Consider the following 18,631-nt stretch of genomic DNA (forward strand, 5'->3'; position numbering starts at 1 on the left):
GGCGCGCCGGGGGGCCTGGCACGATGGCAGCGTGACCGCACCGTTGACGCCGCCTCACCAGCCCCCGTCCGATGATCCCTGGCAGGCCACGCCGTCGGGATCCCATGCCGCGCCCGGCGGCCAGGAGCCGCCGCACGGGACCGATCTCGTGGCCGAAGTGCGGCAGGCCGCCGTGGTCACCGGGCTGCTGACGGTGGCCGGTGCGGCACTCGGACTGCTGTGGCTGTGGCTGGCGCCCCGCGTGCCGCTGGTCTCCGACGACACGGCGGTGTTCCTCAAGAACAGCGAGGGCGAGGAGGCCATCGGGGCGGACGGCACGTTCGTACTGCTGGCGCTCGCGTTCGGCCTCGTGTCGGCCGCCGCCGTCTTCCTCTTCCGCAGGCGCGGAGGGATCGCGCCGGTGGTCTCGCTCGCCCTGGGCGGACTGCTCGGCTCTCTGCTGGCGTGGGGGATCGGCACGTGGTTCGGGCCGACGTCGGATGTGGTCGCCCATGCCAAGGAGGTCGGCAAGGGCGTGACGTTCGACGCGCCGCTGGAGCTGCACGCGGTGGGGGCGGGGATGCTCGCCTGGCCGGTTGCGGCGATGGCCGTGCACCTGGGCCTGACGGCACTGTTCGGGCCGCGGGACCCCGAGCCGGAGTGGGATGCCGGCTACGGGGCGGACCGGCCCGTCGCCGGTCCCGCCGCCGGCCCCGCGGCGGGTCCTGCCGGAGGGCAGTGGCCCGACGGCGGGGCTACGGAGGGGCCGAAGCAGTCGTAGCGGTGCGGCTCCGGCCGGCGGACGGGCCCAGGAGCTACCCGCGGCCGATCGGGGCCAGTACGGCGTTCGTCAGTACCGCCAGGTCGTCCGCCGACAGTTCGACCTCCAGGCCCCGCCGGCCCGCCGACACGCAGATCGTCGCGTGCGTCCGGGCCGAGGCGTCGATGACCGTACGCAGCCGCTTGCGCTGGCCCAGCGGGGAGATGCCGCCGCGCACATAGCCCGTCGTGCGTTCGGCCGCCGCCGGGTCCGCCATCGCCGCCCGCTTGCCGCCCACCGCCGATGCCAGTGCCTTGAGGTCCAGCGACCCGGCGACGGGGACGACCGCGACGACCAGTTCACCGTCGACATCGGCGACCAGCGTCTTGAACACCCGGTCGGGCGGGACGCCGAGCGCCTCGGCCGCCTCCTCGCCGTACGACGGGGACGCCGGGTCGTGATCGTAGGAGCGGACCGTGAACGCGGTGCCCGCCGCGGTCAGTGCGACCGTGGCCGGGGTGCCGCCGGGCTGCTGCTTCTTGGCCTTCTTAGCCACCGGCAGGGTCCTCGGGTCAGTTGGGGTGTGTGGGTCCGCGGGTCAGGTCGATCGCGGGCAGCGACGGCAGATGCCGGATGACCGCGGTCTCCTTGCGCAGGAGCGTCAGCTCCTCGCGCAGCCGGGTCGCGGTGTCCGGAGCCTGGAGCAGCCGCTGCTTCGACGGGATGTCGAGAACGGCCGCGGCTGCCACCAGGTACGAGACGACGGACGGATCGTCCGGCAGGTCCGCACCCGTCGTCAGGGAGCGTTCATTGGCCCCGGCGAGCCGCTTCTGGTAGCTGCGGAAGGCCCTCAGGACACCCTCGGCGAGCGCGCCGGCCTCTTCCTCGGCCTTCGTGACGCCGCTGTCGGCCGCCCCGTCGTCCGGATCCTCGGTCAGTTCCTCGACCTCGGCCGACAGATAGGGGCCGCTCGCGTCGACGGAGAGCAGTCTGACCCGGGTGGTGCCGGTCGCGAGGACCTCGAAGCTGCCGTCGGCGCGCTCACGGATCTTCGCCGCGTCGGCGATGCAGCCGACCCGGTGGAAGCTCTGGATCGGGTCGGGGCCGAATCCGTCCGCCGGGGCGCGCTCGACCGGGCCGGCCGCGGCGACCGCGTCGGGCATCCCGGTGGCCGTGGGGGCGGTCTCGCGGCCGTCGCGGATCGCGACCACGACGAAGCGGCGCGGTTCGTCCTCGTCGATCTCGAGCAGCTCACGCATCATGGCGCGATAACGCTCCTCGAAGACGTTGAGAGGCAGCACGAGGCCGGGGAACAGCACCGCGTTCAGCGGGAACAGGGGGAGACGAGCGGTGGTCACAACGGTCAAGCCTAATGGCCGCGGAGCCCGCCGTGTCCGGCCCGGCCCCGCAAGGGTGTGGAAGAGGTCACCCGGAGCCGCGCGTCCGCTCTCGCGTCGAGGAATCCACTGAGCGCATCCTCGGACACGGACGCCCACGGGAACGACGTCACATACCGTCCGATCAGCTCGAACTGCTCCAGCGCCTCCGCCCACCTGCCCCGTGCGACCAGCACATGGACGAGGAGGTTGCGGACCTCGGCGGTCCACGGATCGCCGGGCGGATAGGCGGCCGACAGGGAGATCGCGAGATCGGCCGCCGCGTCGATCCGGTCCTCCTGCACGGAGTTCGTCCGCCGGGCTGCCCTCTCGTCGTGCAGGAGCGCGAAGGCCGCACGTACGGGGAGGGCCTGCACCAGGGAGTCCGGCGCGGCGTCCTCCGCCGCCCGCTCGGCGAAGTCGAAGCACTCGCGGTGCGAGCCGTACCAGGCGGCGGAGAGGTACTGGAGCGCGGCGACATGGCAGCCGTAGTGGTGCGCCGAGCGCCGTACCGCCTGCTCCCACAGCGATTCGAATGCGGTGTGGCCGGCGTGCGTGCCACGGGCGTGGTCGAGGGCGAGCCGCCACGGCACCGGGTCGCGCGGATCGGCCTCGGCCGCCGCCGTGATCTGCGGGGCCACCTCGCGCAGCAGCTCGGCGTGGGCGGGGGACTCCCAGGCGCGGCGTACGGCCAGTTCGGCCTTGACGAGCAGGGCGTCCGGGTCGCGCGGTGCGGCGGCCAGCCAGTCGGTGAGCCAGCCGTCGCGGTTGCGGGCGAAGGTCACCAGGCGGGCGAGGCAGCGGTCACGGATCTCCCACTCGGCGGCGTCCCGGGTGGTGGCGAGGAGCTTGGCCGCGGGTTCGAACTCTCCGAGGGCGGCGGCCACCAGAGCGGGCGACAGCCGCTCGTCGGGGGCGTCGAGCAGCACGGTGTCGTCCGCGGGCAGACCGGCCGACAGCCCGGGGCTGCGTCGGAGCGTGCACGCGGAAGTCAGCATCGCGCGGAGGGAAGCCATGGTGCAGACCATTGAAAAGCCCTGGTGGGGGCGGCGCCAGAGGGCCACTGTGAAGCTTCTGTAGGGAGTGGAAGGGTTGCCCTGGAAGGGGTCAAGAAAGGGTAAAGGAAACGGCTCCGCCCGGCCTGATTCCGACTGTCCTGTTGCGAAGAGCCGACCGTGCGGCCGTGGCTCGACAGGCCATTCGATCACTGTGTCCGCCGGAGATCCGGCCGGATCGGAGGAGGCCCTCCGGTCAGCCGCGACGCAGCATCCGGGAGGCGCCCGCCGCCACCGTCGTGGCCAATATCCACCCCAGCATGACGAGGACGGCCGCGGCCCACTGCCAGCCGCCCTCCAACCGCCAGTAGCCGTCCTGTCCGAGATTGATCACCGGAACCAGCAGATCCAGTGCGTACAGCGGGGCGTTCCACTGCGGATGCTCCTCCGCCTTGATCGCCGCCGGGTGGTACTGCGAGAAGGCCACCGCGCCCGCCGCCCACAGCACCGCCATCCACACCGCGGCCCGCCCCGGCCGGTAGCCGTACGCCACCGTCCAGTCCTGCAGATAGCCCCAGAGCCTGGCCGCGGGCGGCAGCGTCTCGCGCCGGCGCCGCTGCTTGGCGAGCAGCACCTCGCGGGCGTCCGCGTCCTCGCCGCAGTTGCGGAGCACCGTGGCGAGGCGCTCGTACGGCTCCGGCACGTACTCCGGCGTCGCGGCCTGCACCCACTCCAGGCGCCGGGAGAGCGGGAAGTGGCCGTAGGGGACGAGGTTCTCGTAGACGAAACCGCCCATCGCCAGCCCGCCGGGGCCGGGCCAGCTGGTCGACAGGTCGATCAGCGTGACGACCCGCGCGCCGTTCAGTACGACCCTGCCCTCCTGCGGGCGCTCCGCGTTGAACCGCAGCTCGGGCGTGACGATCCGGCGCAACGACAGCTCCTCGTGCTGCGCCAGTACGAAGCGGGCCTTGTGCAGGTCCACCGCGTCCCCGAAACGCCCGTCGTCGAGCCGTACGGCGCCCCGGCACTCGAAGACCTGCGCGCGGGTCCCACGCGCCGGGGTGATGCCCCGGATGATGCCGAACGGGGGAGTGGTGCCCTGGTTCCCGGTGTCGATGCTCACCCAGGCCTCGGTCATGTACAGCGTGCGCTCCACGCTCAGCTGCGGGGCGTTCAGCGCCCGCCGCCCGTCCGTCGCGCGCAGCCGGCTGCCCCGCAGGCTCAGCGAACCGCCGACCTTGGCCCCTCGCAGGCTGAGCTCACCACGCGTCTCGATCATCTCCGCCTGGAGGTCCTGGGCCACCGACATCCCGTCGCCCACGAAGGCGCGGCCGCGCCGGTCGGGGCCGACGCTGATCTGGCTGATCAGCAGATCCGTGCCGATCTGGGCGTCGGTCAGCCTGATGCCGCGGTCGACCCGGCAGCGCGGCAGGTGCAGGTCGCCCTCCGTGTGCAGCCGGGCCGCGTCCAGTCTCGGCACCGCGCAGCCCACCATGCGCAGCGTCGTGAAATAGCACTCGGGCAACACGACCTCCTGCTCGAAGCGGCAGCCCGTCAGCTCCACGTACGGGGCGACCCGGCCGCCCGCCAGGTCCAGCTTCCCCGTGATGCGCACACCACGGAGCTTCAGCGCGGCCACCCGCCCCGGCCGCGCGGGCGGCCCGCTGAGCAGCAGCCGCGCCACCGTCCGGGCGCCGACACTCCGCTCCGGCCCCCAGATGTGCGGTGCGAACGGATCGTCGCGCACCGCGTCGTGGGAGCGCAGATCGTAGGTGGTGCCGTTACGGAAGGACTGCCACATGCCCAGCTCCGCCGCGCTGAGCCCGTCCGGGATGTCGCCGTCGTGCGGCTCGGTCACTGAAATACCTCCGCCTGCGCAGCTCGTCCCGCGCTTCGTACAACCGTTCTTCCCTCTGTGTGACGGCGTGAACGCTAGTAGTCAGCTGTGACAGCCGGGACATGTATCAGCCAGTGATACGGACGACCGGACGCCGGAACCGGTCTGAGAGAATTGGGGGGTGATCTCTCGAATCGATCTGCGCGGTACCGCCCTCCCCGAGGGCGGCGCCCTGCGCGACCTGCTGCCCCGTGCCGAGTTCGACGTGGAAGCCGCCCTGGAGACGGTGCGGCCCATCTGCGAGGACGTACGCCATCGTGGCTCCGCGGCAGTGATCGAGTGGGGGGAGAAACTCGACGGCGTGCGCCTCGACTCGATCCGGGTCCCCGCGGCCACGATCACCGGGGCGCTGGAGCAGCTCGACCCCGCCGTACGGGCCGCGCTCGAGGAGTCGATCCGCCGCGCCCGCCTCGTCCACCGCGAGCAGCGCCGCACCACGCACACCACCCAGGTCGTCCCCGGCGGCACGGTCACCGAGAAGTGGGTGCCCGTCGAGCGCGTCGGGCTTTACGTGCCGGGCGGCCGCTCGGTCTACCCCTCGTCCGTCGTCATGAACGTGGTCCCTGCCCAGGAGGCCGGCGTCGAGGGCATCGCCGTCGCCTCCCCGCCGCAGAAGGAGTTCGGCGGGCTGCCGCACCCCACGATCCTCGCCGCCTGCGCCCTCCTCGGCGTCGACGAGGTGTACGCCGCCGGCGGCTCCCAGGCCATCGCGATGTTCGCGTACGGCACCGAGGACTGCCTGCCGGTCAACCTCGTCACCGGCCCCGGCAACATCTATGTCGCCGCCGCCAAGCGCCTCCTCAAGGGCCGCATCGGCATCGACGCCGAGGCCGGACCCACCGAGATCGCGATCCTCGCCGACGCGAGCGCCGACCCGGTGCACGTCGCCGCCGACCTGATCAGCCAGGCCGAGCACGACCCGATGGCCGCCGCGGTGCTCGTCACCGACTCCGAGGAGCTGGCCGCCGCCACCGAGGCCGAACTGCGGCCCCAGATCGCCGCGACCAAGCACGTCTCGGACCGGATCGAACCCGCGCTGGCCGGCCGGCAGTCCGCGATCGTCCTGGTCAACGACCTGGAGGACGGACTCAAGGTCGTCGACGCGTACGCCGCCGAGCACCTGGAGATCCAGACGGAGAACGCCGCCGCCGTCGCCGACCGGGTCCGCAACGCCGGAGCCGTCTTCGTCGGCCCCTTCTCGCCCGTCTCCCTCGGTGACTACTGCGCCGGCTCCAACCACGTCCTGCCCACCGGTGGCTGCGCCTGCCACTCCTCGGGCCTGTCCGTGCAGTCCTTCCTGCGCGGCATCCACATCGTCGACTACACCCGTGACGCGCTCGCCGAGGTCACCCACCACGTCGTGACGCTCGCCGAGGCGGAGGACCTCCCCGCCCACGGCGCCGCGCTCAAGGCCAGGTTCGGCTGGAAGGTTCCGCAGCAGTGAGCAACGACAGCACCACGCGCAACGCCTGGGACGACCTCCCGATCCGCGACGAGTTGCGTGGCCAGTCCCCGTACGGCGCGCCCCAACTCGACGTACCGGTCCGGCTGAACACCAACGAGAACCCCTACCCGCTCCCCGACGCGCTCGTCGACCGCATCGCCGAGCGCGTCCGCGAGGCCGCCCGGAACCTCAACCGCTACCCCGACCGCGACGCCGTGGAGCTCCGCACCGAGCTCGCCCGCTACCTCACCCGCACCGCCGGGCACGGAGTCGGGTACACCAACGTCTGGGCGGCCAACGGCTCCAACGAGGTCCTCCAGCAACTGCTGCAGACCTTCGGCGGCCCCGGGCGCACCGCGATCGGCTTCGAGCCCTCGTACTCGATGCACCCCCTCATCGCACGCGGTACCGGCACCGGCTGGATCTCGGGGCCGCGCAACGAGGACTTCACGATCGACGTGGAGGCCGCGAAGAAGGCCATCGCCGAGCACCGCCCCGAGGTGGTCTTCATCACCTCGCCCAACAACCCCACCGGCACCGCCGTCGACGCGGACACCGTCCTCGCGCTGCACGACGCCGCCCAGGCCGCCCGGCCGTCGATGGTCGTCGTCGACGAGGCGTACGGCGAGTTCAGCCACCACCCCTCGCTGCTGCCGCTGATCGAGGGCCGCCCGAACCTGGTGCTCTCGCGCACCATGTCGAAGGCGTTCGGCGCCGCGGGCCTGCGCCTCGGCTACCTCGCCGCCGATCCGGCCGTCGTCGACGCCGTCCAGCTGGTGCGCCTGCCGTACCACCTGTCCTCCGTCACCCAGGCCACCGCGCTCGCCGCCCTGGAGCACACCGATACGCTGCTCGGGTACGTCGCGCAGCTCAAGCGTGAGCGCGACCGGCTGGTCGGCGGCCTGCGGGAGCTCGGCTTCGCCGTCACCGACTCGGACGCCAACTTCGTCCAGTTCGGCCGCTTCGCCGACAGCCACACCGCCTGGCAGCAGATCCTCGACCGGGGCGTCCTGGTCCGGGACAACGGCGTACCGGGGTGGCTGCGGGTCTCCGCGGGAACCCCGGAAGAGAACGACGCGTTCCTCGATGCGGTGCGCGAACTGAAGAAGGAGCACGACGCATGAGCCGCGTAGGCAGGGTGGAGCGGACCACCAAGGAGACCTCCGTGCTCGTCGAGATCAACCTCGACGGCACCGGCAAGGTCGATGTCGCGACCGGGGTCGGCTTCTACGACCACATGCTCGACCAGCTCGGCCGCCACGGCCTGTTCGACCTCACGGTCAAGACCGAGGGCGACCTGCACATCGACTCGCACCACACGATCGAGGACACCGCCCTCGCGCTCGGCGCCGCCTTCAAGCAGGCGCTCGGCGACAAGGTCGGCATCTACCGCTTCGGCAACTGCACCGTCCCCCTGGACGAGTCGCTCGCCCAGGTCACCGTCGACCTCTCCGGCCGCCCGTACCTGGTGCACACCGAGCCCGAGAAGATGGCGCCGATGATCGGCGAGTACGACACGACGATGACCCGGCACATCCTGGAGTCCTTCGTCGCGCAGGCGCAGATCGCCCTGCACGTCCACGTCCCGTACGGCCGCAACGCCCACCACATCGTGGAGTGCCAGTTCAAGGCGCTCGCGCGCGCCCTGCGGTACGCCAGCGAGCACGACCCGCGCGCAGCCGGGATCCTTCCGTCCACGAAGGGCGCCCTGTGACCGGCCTCAACACCGTGCTGATCGTCGTCGGCCTCTTCCTGGCCGGCGGCGTCTACTCCTTCTGGAAGCAGGGGATGCCCAAGGGCGTCGTCGTGCTTCTCGGGATCGGATCCGTGATGTGCCTGGTCGCAGGCGTCATGCGGATCCAGGGAATCTGGGACTGAGGGCAGGACTGTGAGCGAAAGCAAGAAGGTCGTCGTCTTCGACTACGGCTTCGGCAACGTGCGTTCCGCCGAGCGGGCCCTCGCCCACGTCGGCGCGGACGTGGAGATCACCCGCGACTTCGACCGCGCGATGAACGCCGACGGGCTGCTCGTCCCCGGCGTGGGTGCCTTCTCGGCCTGCATGGACGGGCTGAAGCGGGCCCGCGGCGAATGGATCATCGGCCGCAGACTGTCCGGCGGGCGTCCCGTCATGGGCATCTGTGTCGGGATGCAGATCCTGTTCGAGCGCGGCATCGAGCACGGGGTGGAGACCGAGGGCCTCGACGAGTGGCCCGGCACCGTCGGACCGCTCAAGGCCGACGTCGTCCCGCACATGGGCTGGAACACCGTCGAATCCCCCGAGGGCTCACAGCTCTTCGCCGGACTCGACCCCGAATCCCGCTACTACTTCGTGCACTCCTACGCCGCGCACGACTGGTCCCTCGAAGTCACCAACGCCAAGATCCGTGCCCCCAAGGTCACTTGGGCGACGCACGGAGAGCGGTTCGTGGCGGCCGTGGAGAACGGCGCGCTGTGGGCCACCCAGTTCCACCCCGAGAAGTCCGGCGATGCCGGCGCCCAGCTGCTGACCAACTGGATCGAGACGCTGTAATGCCGAAGCTTGAACTGCTCCCCGCCGTCGACGTCCGCGACGGCCAGGCCGTCCGCCTCGTCCACGGCGAGTCCGGCTCCGAGACCTCCTACGGCTCCCCGCTGGAAGCCGCCCTCGCCTGGCAGAGCTCCGGGGCCGAGTGGCTGCACCTCGTCGACCTGGACGCCGCCTTCGGCACCGGCGACAACCGCGCGCTGATCGCCGAAGTGGCCGGCGCCATGGACATCAAGGTCGAGCTCTCCGGCGGCATCCGCGACGACGCCTCGCTCGCCGCGGCCCTCGCCACCGGCTGCCGCCGGGTCAACCTCGGCACCGCCGCCCTGGAGACCCCGGAGTGGGTCGCCAAGGTCATCGCCGAGCACGGCGACCAGATCGCGGTCGGCCTCGACGTGCGCGGTACGACGCTGCGCGGCCGCGGCTGGACCCGTGACGGCGGCGACCTCTACGAGACGCTCGCCCGCCTCGACTCCGAGGGCTGCGCCCGCTACGTGGTCACCGACATCGCCAAGGACGGCACCCTGCAGGGCCCCAACCTGGAGCTCCTGAGGAACGTCTGCGCCGCCACCGACAAGCCCGTCGTCGCCTCCGGCGGCGTCTCCTCGCTGGACGACCTGCGGGCGATCTCCCTGCTCGTCCCGGAAGGCGTCGAGGGCGCGATCGTCGGCAAGGCGCTGTACGCGAAGGCGTTCACCCTCGAGGAGGCACTGGAGGCGGTCTCCGTATGACGGACTCCGTACGGCGCATCTCCTCCGGCGCCCCCTGGGAGGAGAAGTTCGGCTACTCCCGCGCGGTGGAGCTCCCGGGCGGCCTCGTCCTGGTCTCCGGCTGCACCTCGGTCGTGGGCGGCCAGATCTCGGCCGGCGGCCCCTACGAGCAGGCAGTCACCTCCTTCCAGGTCGCCTTCGACGCGCTGAAGCAGGCCGGCCTCGGACGCGAGGACGTCGTCCGCACCCGGATGTACATCACGCACGCCAGGGACGTCGACGAGGTGGGCCGCGCCCACAAGGAGCTGTTCGACGACGTGCGCCCCGCCGCTTCCATGATCATCGTGTCCGGCTTCGTCGACCCCAGCCTGGTCGTCGAGGTCGAGGTCGAGGCCTTCCGGGCAGGTGAGCGATGACCCTCTCCGTACGGGTCATCCCGTGCCTGGACGTCGACAACGGACGCGTCGTCAAGGGCGTCAACTTCCAGAACCTGCGCGACGCGGGCGACCCCGTCGAGATGGCCAAGCTGTACGACGCCGAGGGCGCAGACGAGCTGACCTTCCTCGACATCACCGCCTCCAGCGGCGACCGGGAGACGACGTACGACGTGGTGCGGCGCACCGCCGAGCAGGTCTTCATCCCGCTCACGGTCGGCGGCGGTGTCCGCACCCCCGACGACGTGGACAAGCTGCTACGGGCCGGGGCCGACAAGGTCGGGGTCAACACCGCGGCCATCGCCCGCCCGGAGCTGATCCGGGAGATCGCGGAGCGCTTCGGGCGCCAGGTGCTCGTCCTCTCCGTCGACGCCCGCCGCACCCCCGAGGGCACCTTCGAGGTGACGACGCACGGCGGCCGCAGGGGCACCGGCATCGACGCCGTCGAGTGGGCCCACCGGGCCGCCGAGCTCGGCGCGGGCGAGATCCTGCTCAACTCGATGGATGCCGACGGTACGAAGGACGGCTACGACACCGAGATGATCAAGGCGGTACGGGCGCACGTCACCGTTCCCGTCATCGCCTCCGGTGGTGCGGGCCGGCTGTCGGACTTCCCGCCGGCCATCGAGGCGGGCGCCGACGCGGTCCTGGCCGCGTCCGTCTTCCACTTCGGTGACCTGCGGATCTCCGAGGTCAAGGGTGCTCTCCGGGAGGCCGGACACCCCGTCCGCTGACCCCGGGGGAGGTGAGGGCCGGAAGCGAAGACCGGCAATCTCGCCGATGTGTGCGCACGGGGTGCACCGCGAGTGTGGCGACCGCCAACGAATGACGGCGGTACCCACGCGGTGCACCCCGAAAGCCCGGGACGACAGGGCCTGAAGGCTGCCGCGTTGTGGCTCCGCCACAACCGAGAGGACCCCCCTCGTGCAGCACCTCCCCTCCGGCGACGTCTCCCCGCGCCGCCACCGGATGTCGAAGAGCCGCTCCCGCACCATCAAGCTCGGCCTGGCAGCCGCGGCCGCCACGGCCGGTCTGGTCACCGCGCTCATCCCCGGTGGAGCGCAGGCCGCCGCCAACCCGTACGAGCGCGGTCCGGCACCCACCAATGCGAGCATCGAGGCGAGCCGTGGGTCGTACGCGACGTCCCAGACGTCCGTGTCCTCGCTGAGTGTCCGAGGCTTCGGCGGCGGCACGATCTACTACCCGACGTCCACCTCGGACGGCACGTTCGGTGCGGTCGTGATCTCGCCCGGCTTCACCGCGTACCAGTCGAGCATCGCCTGGCTGGGAACGCGTCTGGCCTCGCAGGGCTTCGTCGTCTTCACCATCGACACCAACACGACGTCGGACCAGCCGGCCAGCCGCGGTGACCAGTTGCTCGCCGCGCTGGACTACCTCACCGAGGACAGTTCGGTCCGCACCCGGGTGGACGCCTCCAGGCTCGGTGTGATGGGCCATTCCATGGGCGGTGGCGGCACGCTGGAGGCTGCGAAGGACCGTCCGTCGCTGCAGGCGGCGATCCCGCTGACCGGCTGGAACACCGACAAGAGCTGGCCCGAGGTGAAGACGCCGACGCTGGTGATCGGTGCGGACGGCGACACGATCGCCCCCGTCGGCACGCACTCGGAACCGTTCTACAACTCGCTGCCGAGCTCGCTGGACAAGGCGTACCTGGAGCTGCGTGGAGCCACCCACTTCACCCCGAACTCGTCGAACACGACGATCGCGAAGTACAGCATCTCGTGGCTGAAGCGCTTCATCGACAACGACACCCGCTACGAGCAGTTCCTCTGCCCGCTGCCGTCGACCAGCCTGACGATCGCGGAGTACAGGGGCAACTGCCCGCACACCTCCTGACCGACAGGACCAGGGGCCGGGCCGCACCATGCGGCCCGGCCCTTCGTGCTGTCGGGCCACGCCGGCCACCGGCCGCCCGGGGCGAAGACCGGTGATATCGCCGATGTGCGCGCAGGGTGCGCACCGCGAAAGTGACGATCGTCAACGCATGACGGCGCTACCCACGCGGTGCACCCCCCGAAGGCCCCCGGACGAGGGGCCGTCGGCAGTCGCGGTGGTTCCGCCACAACCGAGAGGATCCCCAGTGCAGCAGCACCTCCCCTCCGGCGACATCTCCCCGCGCCGCCACCGGATGTCGAAGAGCCGCTCCCGCACCATCAAGCTCGGCCTGGCAGCCGCGGCCGCCACGGCCGGTCTGGTCACCGCGCTCATCCCCGGTGGAGCGCAGGCCGCCGCCAACCCGTACGAGCGCGGTCCGGCACCGAGCAACTCGAGTATCGAGGCGCTCCGCGGCTCGTACGCGACGTCCCAGACGTCCGTGTCCTCACTGAGCGTCAGAGGCTTCGGCGGTGGCACGATCTACTACCCGACGACCACCTCCGACGGCACGTTCGGTGCGGTCGTGATCTCGCCCGGCTTCACCGCCTACGAGTCGAGCATCGCCTGGCTGGGAACGCGCCTGGCCTCGCAGGGTTTCGTCGTCTTCACGATCGACACCAACACCACGGTGGACCAGCCGGCCAGCCGCGGTGACCAGTTGCTCGCCGCGCTGGACTACCTCACCGAGGACAGTTCGGTCCGCACCCGGGTCGATGCCTCCAGGCTCGGTGTGATGGGCCACTCGATGGGCGGTGGCGGCACGCTGGAGGCTGCGAAGGACCGTCCGTCGCTGCAGGCGGCGATCCCGCTGACCGGCTGGAACACCGACAAGAGCTGGCCCGAGGTGAAGACGCCGACGCTGGTGATCGGTGCGGACGGCGACACGATCGCCCCCGTCGGCACGCACTCCAAGCCGTTCTACAACTCGCTGCCGAGCTCGCTGGACAAGGCGTACCTGGAGCTGCGTGGAGCCACCCACTTCACCCCGAACTCGTCGAACACGACGATCGCGAAGTACAGCATCTCGTGGCTGAAGCGCTTCATCGACAACGACACCCGCTACGAGCAGTTCCTCTGCCCGCTGCCGTCGGCCAGCCTGACGATCGCGGAGTACAGGGGCAACTGCCCGCACACCTCGTAGCAGACGGGGGACGACGGGGCCGGGCCGCGCGTACCGCGGTCCGGCCCCGTCGTGCTGCCCGGGCCTCAGTCCTCGGCCAGGAACCGGGCGATGGACCCGGCGAAGCCCGGATCCCGTACGACGGTCAGATGGTCGCCGGGCAGCACGGTCAGCTCCGCCCCGTCGATCGCGTCGGCCAGCACCCCGGGCCGTATCGCGAGAGGATCGCTCTCGCCGGCAAGGACGAGCGTGGGGACCTTGATCCGGTCCAGCGGCAGCGCGCCCCGGTGCACCGAACGGATCTGCGCCGCCAGCGCGAACCGGTCCGAGCCCGACACATCGGCCAGCACCCGGAAACCCCGTGTCCGCTCCGGGGCGTCCGCCGCATCCTCGGCCGTGAGCGCCGCGGACACCAGCTCCGGAGGCATCGCCCGGGTGTCCAGACCACCCACCTCCACCGCGCCCGCACCGATCCCGCCGACCACGAGGCGGCTGATCCGCGTGTCGTCGGCCGCCGCGAGCAGCGCCACCACCGCGCCCATGGAATAGCCCGCGACATGCACCCGTTCCGCGCCGATGCGGTCGATCAGGAGGCGCACGTCACGGGCCATCAGCGACTCGCCGTAGTAGGTGTCGCCGTGCGGCTTGTCCGAGTCGCCGTGACCCCGCGCGTCCAAGGCGTACACCCGGCGGCCCTGCGCGACCAGTGCCCCGACGACCCCGGGGCCCTCCCAGTTCAGCCGGGCATGGGCGGCGAAGCCGTGCAGGAGCACCACCGGGGGCAGTGCGCCGGCCGGGCTCCCGGACCAAGTCCAGTACCGAAGGGTCAGACCGTCGTGTGTACGGAATTCATCAGTCATGCACCGACGTTACGGGCGGGTGCGGCACACCTGCCCGGGACTGTGCCCCCGCACAGCCCGCACCGCGTTCTGTTGGGAGCCCGCACCGCTCCGGGCCGCCCCGGGCGGGGGAGCGGACGCGAACCTTCCGACTCTGTTTACGCGGAAGTAACGTGAGAGCGTGACCCTAACGACGACCGTGCACAGTCCGCTCCGGCTGTACGGCCGCAGCGGTGAACTCGCCATCCTGGAAACTCTCTTGGGGCGGCTGCGGGCAGGGGACGGCGGAGCGCTCGTGCTCACCTCACCCCCCGGCCTCGGCCGCACCGCCCTCCTGCGCCGGGCCGCAGCCGACTACTTCGCACGACGCGAAGGGCCCGTGCTGTACGCCTCCGCCGCCCCCGCCGAGGAACGGCTGCCCTACAGCGGGCTGCACGCCCTGCTCTGCTCCGCGCAGGGCCCCCTGTCCGTCTCCCCCGACCGCGTACTGCGCACCGGGATCACCCCCGGCGGCCTGCTCGGCCTGCTGCGCGGCCTCGGCGCCGAACGGCCGCTGCTGGTCTGCGTGGACGACGCCCACGCCTGGGATCCCGACTCGCGGGCCGCGCTCGGATTCGCGGCCCGCAGACTCGGCGCGGGCAGCCGGGTCGCCGTGGTGATCGGCGCCGCCGACGAGACCGCCTTCGCCGGACTGCCCGCCCTGCGCCTCGGCCCGCTGGACGACGACGCGGCGACCGCACTCCTTGACCGGCTCACCGACGCCACGGGCGACATCGACCCGGTCGTGCGCAGCGAACTCCTGCGGGAGGCGGCCGGGAACCCCCGGCTGCTCGCCGGCCTCGTCGGGCGCCTGACCGCCGACCAGTTGGCCGGGCGCACCGCGCTTCCCTACCCGCTTCCCGGTGGCGAGAGCGTCCTCGACGCACATGCCGCCCATCTCGACGGGCTCGACCCGGACACCCACACCCTCCTCCTGCTGGCCGCGGCCGCGGAGGAACACGAACCCGACGGGGCAGGCGCGGACGCCGCCCTGCTGCTGCGGGCCGGAGCCCGCGCCGGGCTGCTCCCCGCCCACCTGGACCGCGTCCTGTTCGCACCCGCGGGCAGTGCGGGGGCACTCCAACGGGCGGGAAGCCGCGTGCACTTCAGCCACCCGCTGCTGCGCCGCGCGGTCCTGCACAGGGCGCCGACGGCCCGGCGCAGGGCCGTGCACGAACTGCTCGCCACACTGCTCACCGGGCCGGGATCGCCCCCGCTGCCCGCACTCGTCCAGCGGGCCTGCGCCGCACCCGGGCCGGACACCGAACTCGCCGGGCAGCTGGTGGCGGCGGCCGTCGCCCCCCGCCCGCACGCCGAACGGTCGGCCGCGCTCGCGCGCGCCGCCGCGCTCTCCACCGACGACGCACAGCGCGGCGCGCGCTTCGCGGCCGCCGCCGAACAGGCCCGGCTCGCAGGCGACACCGGCCGGGCCCGCGCCATGCTGGCCCGCGTCGGCGCCCACCCCGCCGGGGGTGTCGCACCCTACGTACGCGGCATGCTCGCCCTGCGCGACGGACCGGCGGCCGACGCCCGCGAGGCGCTCCTGAACGCGGCGGCACTGCTCGCGCCGCACGATCCGCGCCGTGCCCTGGACGCCCTGTTCGGTGCCGCGGAGGCCGCCTGGGCCTTGGGGGACGCCATCGCCTATCTGGACGCCATGAACCGTATCCCCGTCGCCCCGGCCGACCGGGCCATGGTCCAGTACCGCGCCGGGATGTGTGCCGTACTCGGCGGGCGCACCGTCGCGGGCCACGCCCTGCTGCGGTGCTGCCTGGACGGGGCCGACCGTGCCGAGGAACCCGACGAGCTGCTGAGGGCCGCGGTCTCGGCCCTGGTGCTCGGCGAGGTCGACGCGGCCTGCCGGACGGGGGCCCGCGCGCTCGCCGCCGTACGCACCCGTGGGCCCGAGGCCCTGCTGCCGCACGCCCTGGAGAACCTCGCGTACGCCGAACTGCGGGCCGGACGGCATGCCAGGGCCCGCGCCCACGCGCTGGAGGGCCTGCATGCCGCGCGGCGCACGGGACAGCCCAACGCGGCCACCCATCTGCACGCCGTACTGGCGCTCGCCGCCTCGGTGGAAGGGCCCGCAGAGGCATGCGCGGCCCATGCCGACGCCGCACTGGCCGGCGCGGGTCCGCACGGCCTGACCCAGGCGGCGACCCTCGCCACCTGGGCGGTGGGCCGTGCCGACCTCGCGGCCGGACGGCCCGGCGAGGCGGCTGCCCGGCTCGGGCCGCTGGTCCGGCCCGGACCGCGGATGGGGCACTTCGCCGTCCGGATGCTCGCCATCCCGTGCTACATCGAGGCGGTGGCCCTCTCCGGCCGTGCCGACGACGGCACGGACGGCCTGGCCGAGGCCGTCGAGGAGTTCGCGCTGTGGACCTCCCGGACCACCGACCCGCAGGCTCCCGCCCTACTGGCGCGCTGCCGGGCCCTCCTGGCACCTCCGGAGGAGGCCGCCGCGCGGTACGAGGAGGCGCTGGCCCACCACGACCGTGCGGGCGGCGACTTCGAGCGCGCCCGCACCCAGCTGCTCCACGGCCAGCTGCTGCGGCGCAGGCGCCGCACCCGTGAGGCCCGCGGCCCGCTGCGCGACGCCCTGGTCGCCTTCGAACGCTGCTCGGCCCGCGCCTGGGCCGACCGGGCGGGCGGGGAGCTGCGGGCGGCCGGGGAAGCGGTGGACGTGCCCGACCAGGGCGGGGCCGGGCCGCTCGCCGGACTGACCCCGCAGCAGCAGCGGATCGCCCGCTGTGTGGCGGAGGGTGCCACGAACCGTGAGGTGGCGGTGCGGCTCTCGGTGAGCCCGCGGACGGTCGACCACCACCTGCGCAACGTGTTCGCGGCGCTGGGGGTCAGGTCCAGGACCGAGCTCGCCAGGCTGCTGGACCGCTAGCGCCTCTCGTTCGGATCGTGCCAGGCCGGTTTCCGGTCCCGTCGCAGGTCCGAGGTGTGCCGCGGGCGGGCGGGACGCTCCGGCGCCGCCCGTGTTACTGCGAGGTTGCAGGACCGTGATGAGAAGAACGACGCAAACCTCTAGGTACCGACCGGGCGGTATGCCATTCTGCGGGCGTCAGGATCATTCGGTGTGCGCCCGCCCAATGGCGGGCCGGGCACGCACCGGGCCGACATATCCGCAGTCGGCCGATTCCCGGTGGAGGCCGCCATGCCACAGGTCGTACGTTCACGGATCAGGGCACTGCACGGGCCGCCCCCCGTAGCACCGCTGCCGCACCGCTTCCGTTCCCTGGCCGACCGTGAGGCCATCGCCGTACTCCACAGGGCCGCCCAGGTGCTGCTGGAGGCGCTGCCCGAGCTCACGGACCGGCTCGTCGAGCAGCTGCGGGAACAGGAGCCCGCCTACCGCACGGCCATCGAGAGCGACCCTGCCGAGATCTGGCAGGAGGTCCACCACTCACTCCGGCACAACGTCGCCTCCCTGATCCAGCCCCGGGAGTTCCGCGAGGCGGCCCACCGCACCTCCCGGTGGATCGGTGAGACCCGGGCCGAACAGGGCGTACCCCTCGACGCGGTCCTGCACGCCTTCCGGATGGGCGGGGCGATGGTCTGGCAGGACCTGGTCGACGAGACGGCGCGACGCCATCCCGAGGACATCCGGCTGCTCGTCCATGTCGCGGCGGACGTCTGGAACTTCGTGGACGAGCACTGCGGCGTGGTGGCCGAGGCGTACCGGCAGGCCGAACGGCGCCTCACCTGGCGCCGCGAGAACCAGCAGCGGCTGATGACGTCGGCCCTGCTGGACGGCACCGCCCGGATAGCCGACCTGCCGGACGCCGCGGTCATGCTGGGGCTGCCGGTGCACGGGCGGTACGCCGTGCTCGCGGTCGCCACCGCGCGCCGCGCCCCGCACGGTACGTCCCAGCCGCCGCTGACCCTCCCCGCGGGGACGCCGGTGCTCTGGCACGCGGGGGCCGACGCCGAACTCGCGATCCTGCCGCTGGGCGCCGGGCCGGTGGCGGCCGTCCCGCGCGAGGGGGACGCGGACACGGCTGTCACGGACAACGCGACGGCCGGGGCCCCGGTGCCGGACGAACTGGCCTCCGTGGCAGCCGAAATGACGGCTCCGCCCGGTACCCGGATCGGGATCAGCTCCGTGGTGGACGGGCTGGCGTCGGTCGGTGACGCGCGGCACCTTGCCGAGACCGCGCTGCGGGCCTGCCCGGCGTCCGGCGGCACCGTCCTGCTCGACGAGCACCTGCCGACCGCCCTGGTCGTCTCCTCGCCCGCGCTCGGCACCGCGCTCGCCGGCCGGGTACTCGGGCCGCTCGACCGGCTCGACCCCGCGGACCGGGACGTGCTCATCGAGACGCTGACCGCATGGCTCGACTCGGACGGTTCGGCTCAGCGTGCGGGGGCGCGGCTGTACTGCCACCGCAACACGGTCCTGAACCGGCTGCGGCGCTTCGAACAGCTGACGGGCCGCTGTCTCACACGGCCCTCCGACGCGGTCGAGGTATCCCTGGCGCTGGCGGCGCGGCGGCTGCTGGGCGGCTGAGATCGGCCCGAGAGGGGCGGGGGCTCCGCACGAGGCCCCCGCCCCTCACCTTGTGCGGGAGCACAGATCAACTCCGCGAGGGCTGTACGGGCGCCGCGCCCCGAA

Annotated in this window: 18 protein-coding genes; 13 read left to right on the forward strand and 5 right to left on the reverse strand. The window is 72.6% G+C overall.

Going from position 1 to position 18,631, the window contains the following annotated elements; genetic code table 11:
- Nucleotides 1-31: 31 nt before the first annotated feature.
- Nucleotides 32-760 carry an ABC transporter permease gene (locus OG844_RS36185; protein ID WP_406389422.1) on the forward strand — a complete coding sequence of 243 codons (729 nt, stop codon included), beginning with the start codon at nucleotides 32-34 and terminating at the stop codon, nucleotides 758-760.
- A 34-nt stretch (nucleotides 761-794) separates the two neighbouring features.
- On the opposite strand, the gene ybaK is transcribed toward OG844_RS36185, so the two are convergent.
- The 4 genes from ybaK to OG844_RS36205 all read right to left on the reverse strand — a co-directional run bounded on the left by ybaK (nucleotide 795) and on the right by OG844_RS36205 (nucleotide 4,968).
- Nucleotides 795-1,295: a Cys-tRNA(Pro) deacylase gene (gene ybaK, locus OG844_RS36190; RefSeq protein ID WP_406389421.1), complete on the reverse strand. Its 501-nt coding sequence runs from the start codon at nucleotides 1,293-1,295 to the stop codon at nucleotides 795-797.
- Nucleotides 1,296-1,311: 16 nt separating this feature from the next.
- Nucleotides 1,312-2,097, reverse strand: a complete 786-nt coding sequence (locus tag OG844_RS36195) for an LON peptidase substrate-binding domain-containing protein (RefSeq protein WP_406389420.1) — start codon at nucleotides 2,095-2,097, stop codon at nucleotides 1,312-1,314.
- Nucleotides 2,098-2,108: 11 nt separating this feature from the next.
- Nucleotides 2,109-3,143, reverse strand: coding sequence for a hypothetical protein (locus tag OG844_RS36200; protein WP_406389419.1), 1,035 nt, complete (start codon nucleotides 3,141-3,143; stop codon nucleotides 2,109-2,111).
- Between the two features lie 223 nt (nucleotides 3,144-3,366).
- Nucleotides 3,367-4,968, reverse strand: coding sequence for an oxidoreductase (locus OG844_RS36205; RefSeq protein ID WP_406389418.1), 1,602 nt, complete (start codon nucleotides 4,966-4,968; stop codon nucleotides 3,367-3,369).
- A 160-nt stretch (nucleotides 4,969-5,128) separates the two neighbouring features.
- Between OG844_RS36205 and hisD the strand changes: the two genes are divergently transcribed.
- From hisD to OG844_RS36255, 10 genes are all read left to right on the forward strand, one after another.
- A complete protein-coding gene (hisD, locus tag OG844_RS36210; RefSeq protein ID WP_406389417.1) occupies nucleotides 5,129-6,451 on the forward strand; it encodes a histidinol dehydrogenase in 1,323 nt (440 codons plus the stop codon).
- Nucleotides 6,448-7,575 carry a histidinol-phosphate transaminase gene (locus tag OG844_RS36215; protein WP_406389416.1) on the forward strand — a complete coding sequence of 376 codons (1,128 nt, stop codon included), beginning with the start codon at nucleotides 6,448-6,450 and terminating at the stop codon, nucleotides 7,573-7,575. Before hisD ends, OG844_RS36215 begins: the two co-directional genes overlap by 4 nt.
- Nucleotides 7,572-8,165 (forward strand): imidazoleglycerol-phosphate dehydratase HisB, encoded by a 594-nt coding sequence (gene hisB / locus OG844_RS36220; protein WP_031098999.1) that lies wholly within the window; start codon nucleotides 7,572-7,574, stop codon nucleotides 8,163-8,165. Before OG844_RS36215 ends, hisB begins: the two co-directional genes overlap by 4 nt.
- Nucleotides 8,162-8,329 (forward strand): hypothetical protein, encoded by a 168-nt coding sequence (locus OG844_RS36225; RefSeq protein WP_351170823.1) that lies wholly within the window; start codon nucleotides 8,162-8,164, stop codon nucleotides 8,327-8,329. The genes hisB and OG844_RS36225 overlap by 4 nt, the downstream gene beginning before the upstream one ends.
- A 10-nt stretch (nucleotides 8,330-8,339) precedes the next feature.
- Nucleotides 8,340-8,981 carry an imidazole glycerol phosphate synthase subunit HisH gene (gene hisH, locus OG844_RS36230; RefSeq protein ID WP_351170820.1) on the forward strand — a complete coding sequence of 214 codons (642 nt, stop codon included), beginning with the start codon at nucleotides 8,340-8,342 and terminating at the stop codon, nucleotides 8,979-8,981.
- Entirely contained in the window at nucleotides 8,981-9,706 is a 726-nt protein-coding gene (gene priA, locus OG844_RS36235) for a bifunctional 1-(5-phosphoribosyl)-5-((5-phosphoribosylamino)methylideneamino)imidazole-4-carboxamide isomerase/phosphoribosylanthranilate isomerase PriA (RefSeq protein ID WP_329212070.1), read from the forward strand. The genes hisH and priA overlap by 1 nt, the downstream gene beginning before the upstream one ends.
- Nucleotides 9,703-10,101, forward strand: a complete 399-nt coding sequence (locus OG844_RS36240; protein ID WP_351170817.1) for a RidA family protein — start codon at nucleotides 9,703-9,705, stop codon at nucleotides 10,099-10,101. Before priA ends, OG844_RS36240 begins: the two co-directional genes overlap by 4 nt.
- Nucleotides 10,098-10,853: an imidazole glycerol phosphate synthase subunit HisF gene (gene hisF / locus OG844_RS36245; protein ID WP_406389414.1), complete on the forward strand. Its 756-nt coding sequence runs from the start codon at nucleotides 10,098-10,100 to the stop codon at nucleotides 10,851-10,853. The genes OG844_RS36240 and hisF overlap by 4 nt, the downstream gene beginning before the upstream one ends.
- 235 nt (nucleotides 10,854-11,088) lie before the next feature.
- Nucleotides 11,089-11,976 (forward strand): alpha/beta hydrolase family protein, encoded by an 888-nt coding sequence (locus OG844_RS36250; RefSeq protein WP_406396060.1) that lies wholly within the window; start codon nucleotides 11,089-11,091, stop codon nucleotides 11,974-11,976.
- Nucleotides 11,977-12,220: 244 nt separating this feature from the next.
- A complete protein-coding gene (locus tag OG844_RS36255) occupies nucleotides 12,221-13,156 on the forward strand; it encodes an alpha/beta hydrolase family protein (protein ID WP_406389413.1) in 936 nt (311 codons plus the stop codon).
- Between the two features lie 65 nt (nucleotides 13,157-13,221).
- On the opposite strand, the gene OG844_RS36260 is transcribed toward OG844_RS36255, so the two are convergent.
- Nucleotides 13,222-13,995: an alpha/beta fold hydrolase gene (locus OG844_RS36260; RefSeq protein ID WP_406389412.1), complete on the reverse strand. Its 774-nt coding sequence runs from the start codon at nucleotides 13,993-13,995 to the stop codon at nucleotides 13,222-13,224.
- Between the two features lie 160 nt (nucleotides 13,996-14,155).
- Between OG844_RS36260 and OG844_RS36265 the strand changes: the two genes are divergently transcribed.
- Together OG844_RS36265 and OG844_RS36270 are read left to right on the forward strand one after the other, a co-directional pair.
- Nucleotides 14,156-16,906, forward strand: a complete 2,751-nt coding sequence (locus OG844_RS36265; RefSeq protein WP_406389411.1) for a LuxR C-terminal-related transcriptional regulator — start codon at nucleotides 14,156-14,158, stop codon at nucleotides 16,904-16,906.
- A 270-nt stretch (nucleotides 16,907-17,176) separates the two neighbouring features.
- Nucleotides 17,177-18,526 (forward strand): PucR family transcriptional regulator, encoded by a 1,350-nt coding sequence (locus tag OG844_RS36270; protein ID WP_406389410.1) that lies wholly within the window; start codon nucleotides 17,177-17,179, stop codon nucleotides 18,524-18,526.
- Nucleotides 18,527-18,631: the final 105 nt, after the last annotated feature.

Source organism: Streptomyces sp. NBC_00887, from assembly GCF_045207585.1.

Excerpts from the sequence above, each read along its gene's own strand:
- OG844_RS36200 (WP_406389419.1), bottom strand. The coding sequence starts at position 3,143 with ATGGTCTGCACCATGGCTTCCCTCCGCGCGATGCTGACTTCCGCGTGC.
- hisB (WP_031098999.1), top strand. The coding sequence starts at position 7,572 with ATGAGCCGCGTAGGCAGGGTGGAGCGGACCACCAAGGAGACCTCCGTG.
- priA (WP_329212070.1), top strand. The coding sequence starts at position 8,981 with ATGCCGAAGCTTGAACTGCTCCCCGCCGTCGACGTCCGCGACGGCCAG.
- OG844_RS36240 (WP_351170817.1), top strand. The coding sequence starts at position 9,703 with ATGACGGACTCCGTACGGCGCATCTCCTCCGGCGCCCCCTGGGAGGAG.
- hisF (WP_406389414.1), top strand. The coding sequence starts at position 10,098 with ATGACCCTCTCCGTACGGGTCATCCCGTGCCTGGACGTCGACAACGGA.
- OG844_RS36250 (WP_406396060.1), top strand. The coding sequence starts at position 11,089 with ATGTCGAAGAGCCGCTCCCGCACCATCAAGCTCGGCCTGGCAGCCGCG.
- OG844_RS36260 (WP_406389412.1), bottom strand. The coding sequence starts at position 13,995 with ATGACTGATGAATTCCGTACACACGACGGTCTGACCCTTCGGTACTGG.
- OG844_RS36270 (WP_406389410.1), top strand. The coding sequence starts at position 17,177 with ATGCCACAGGTCGTACGTTCACGGATCAGGGCACTGCACGGGCCGCCC.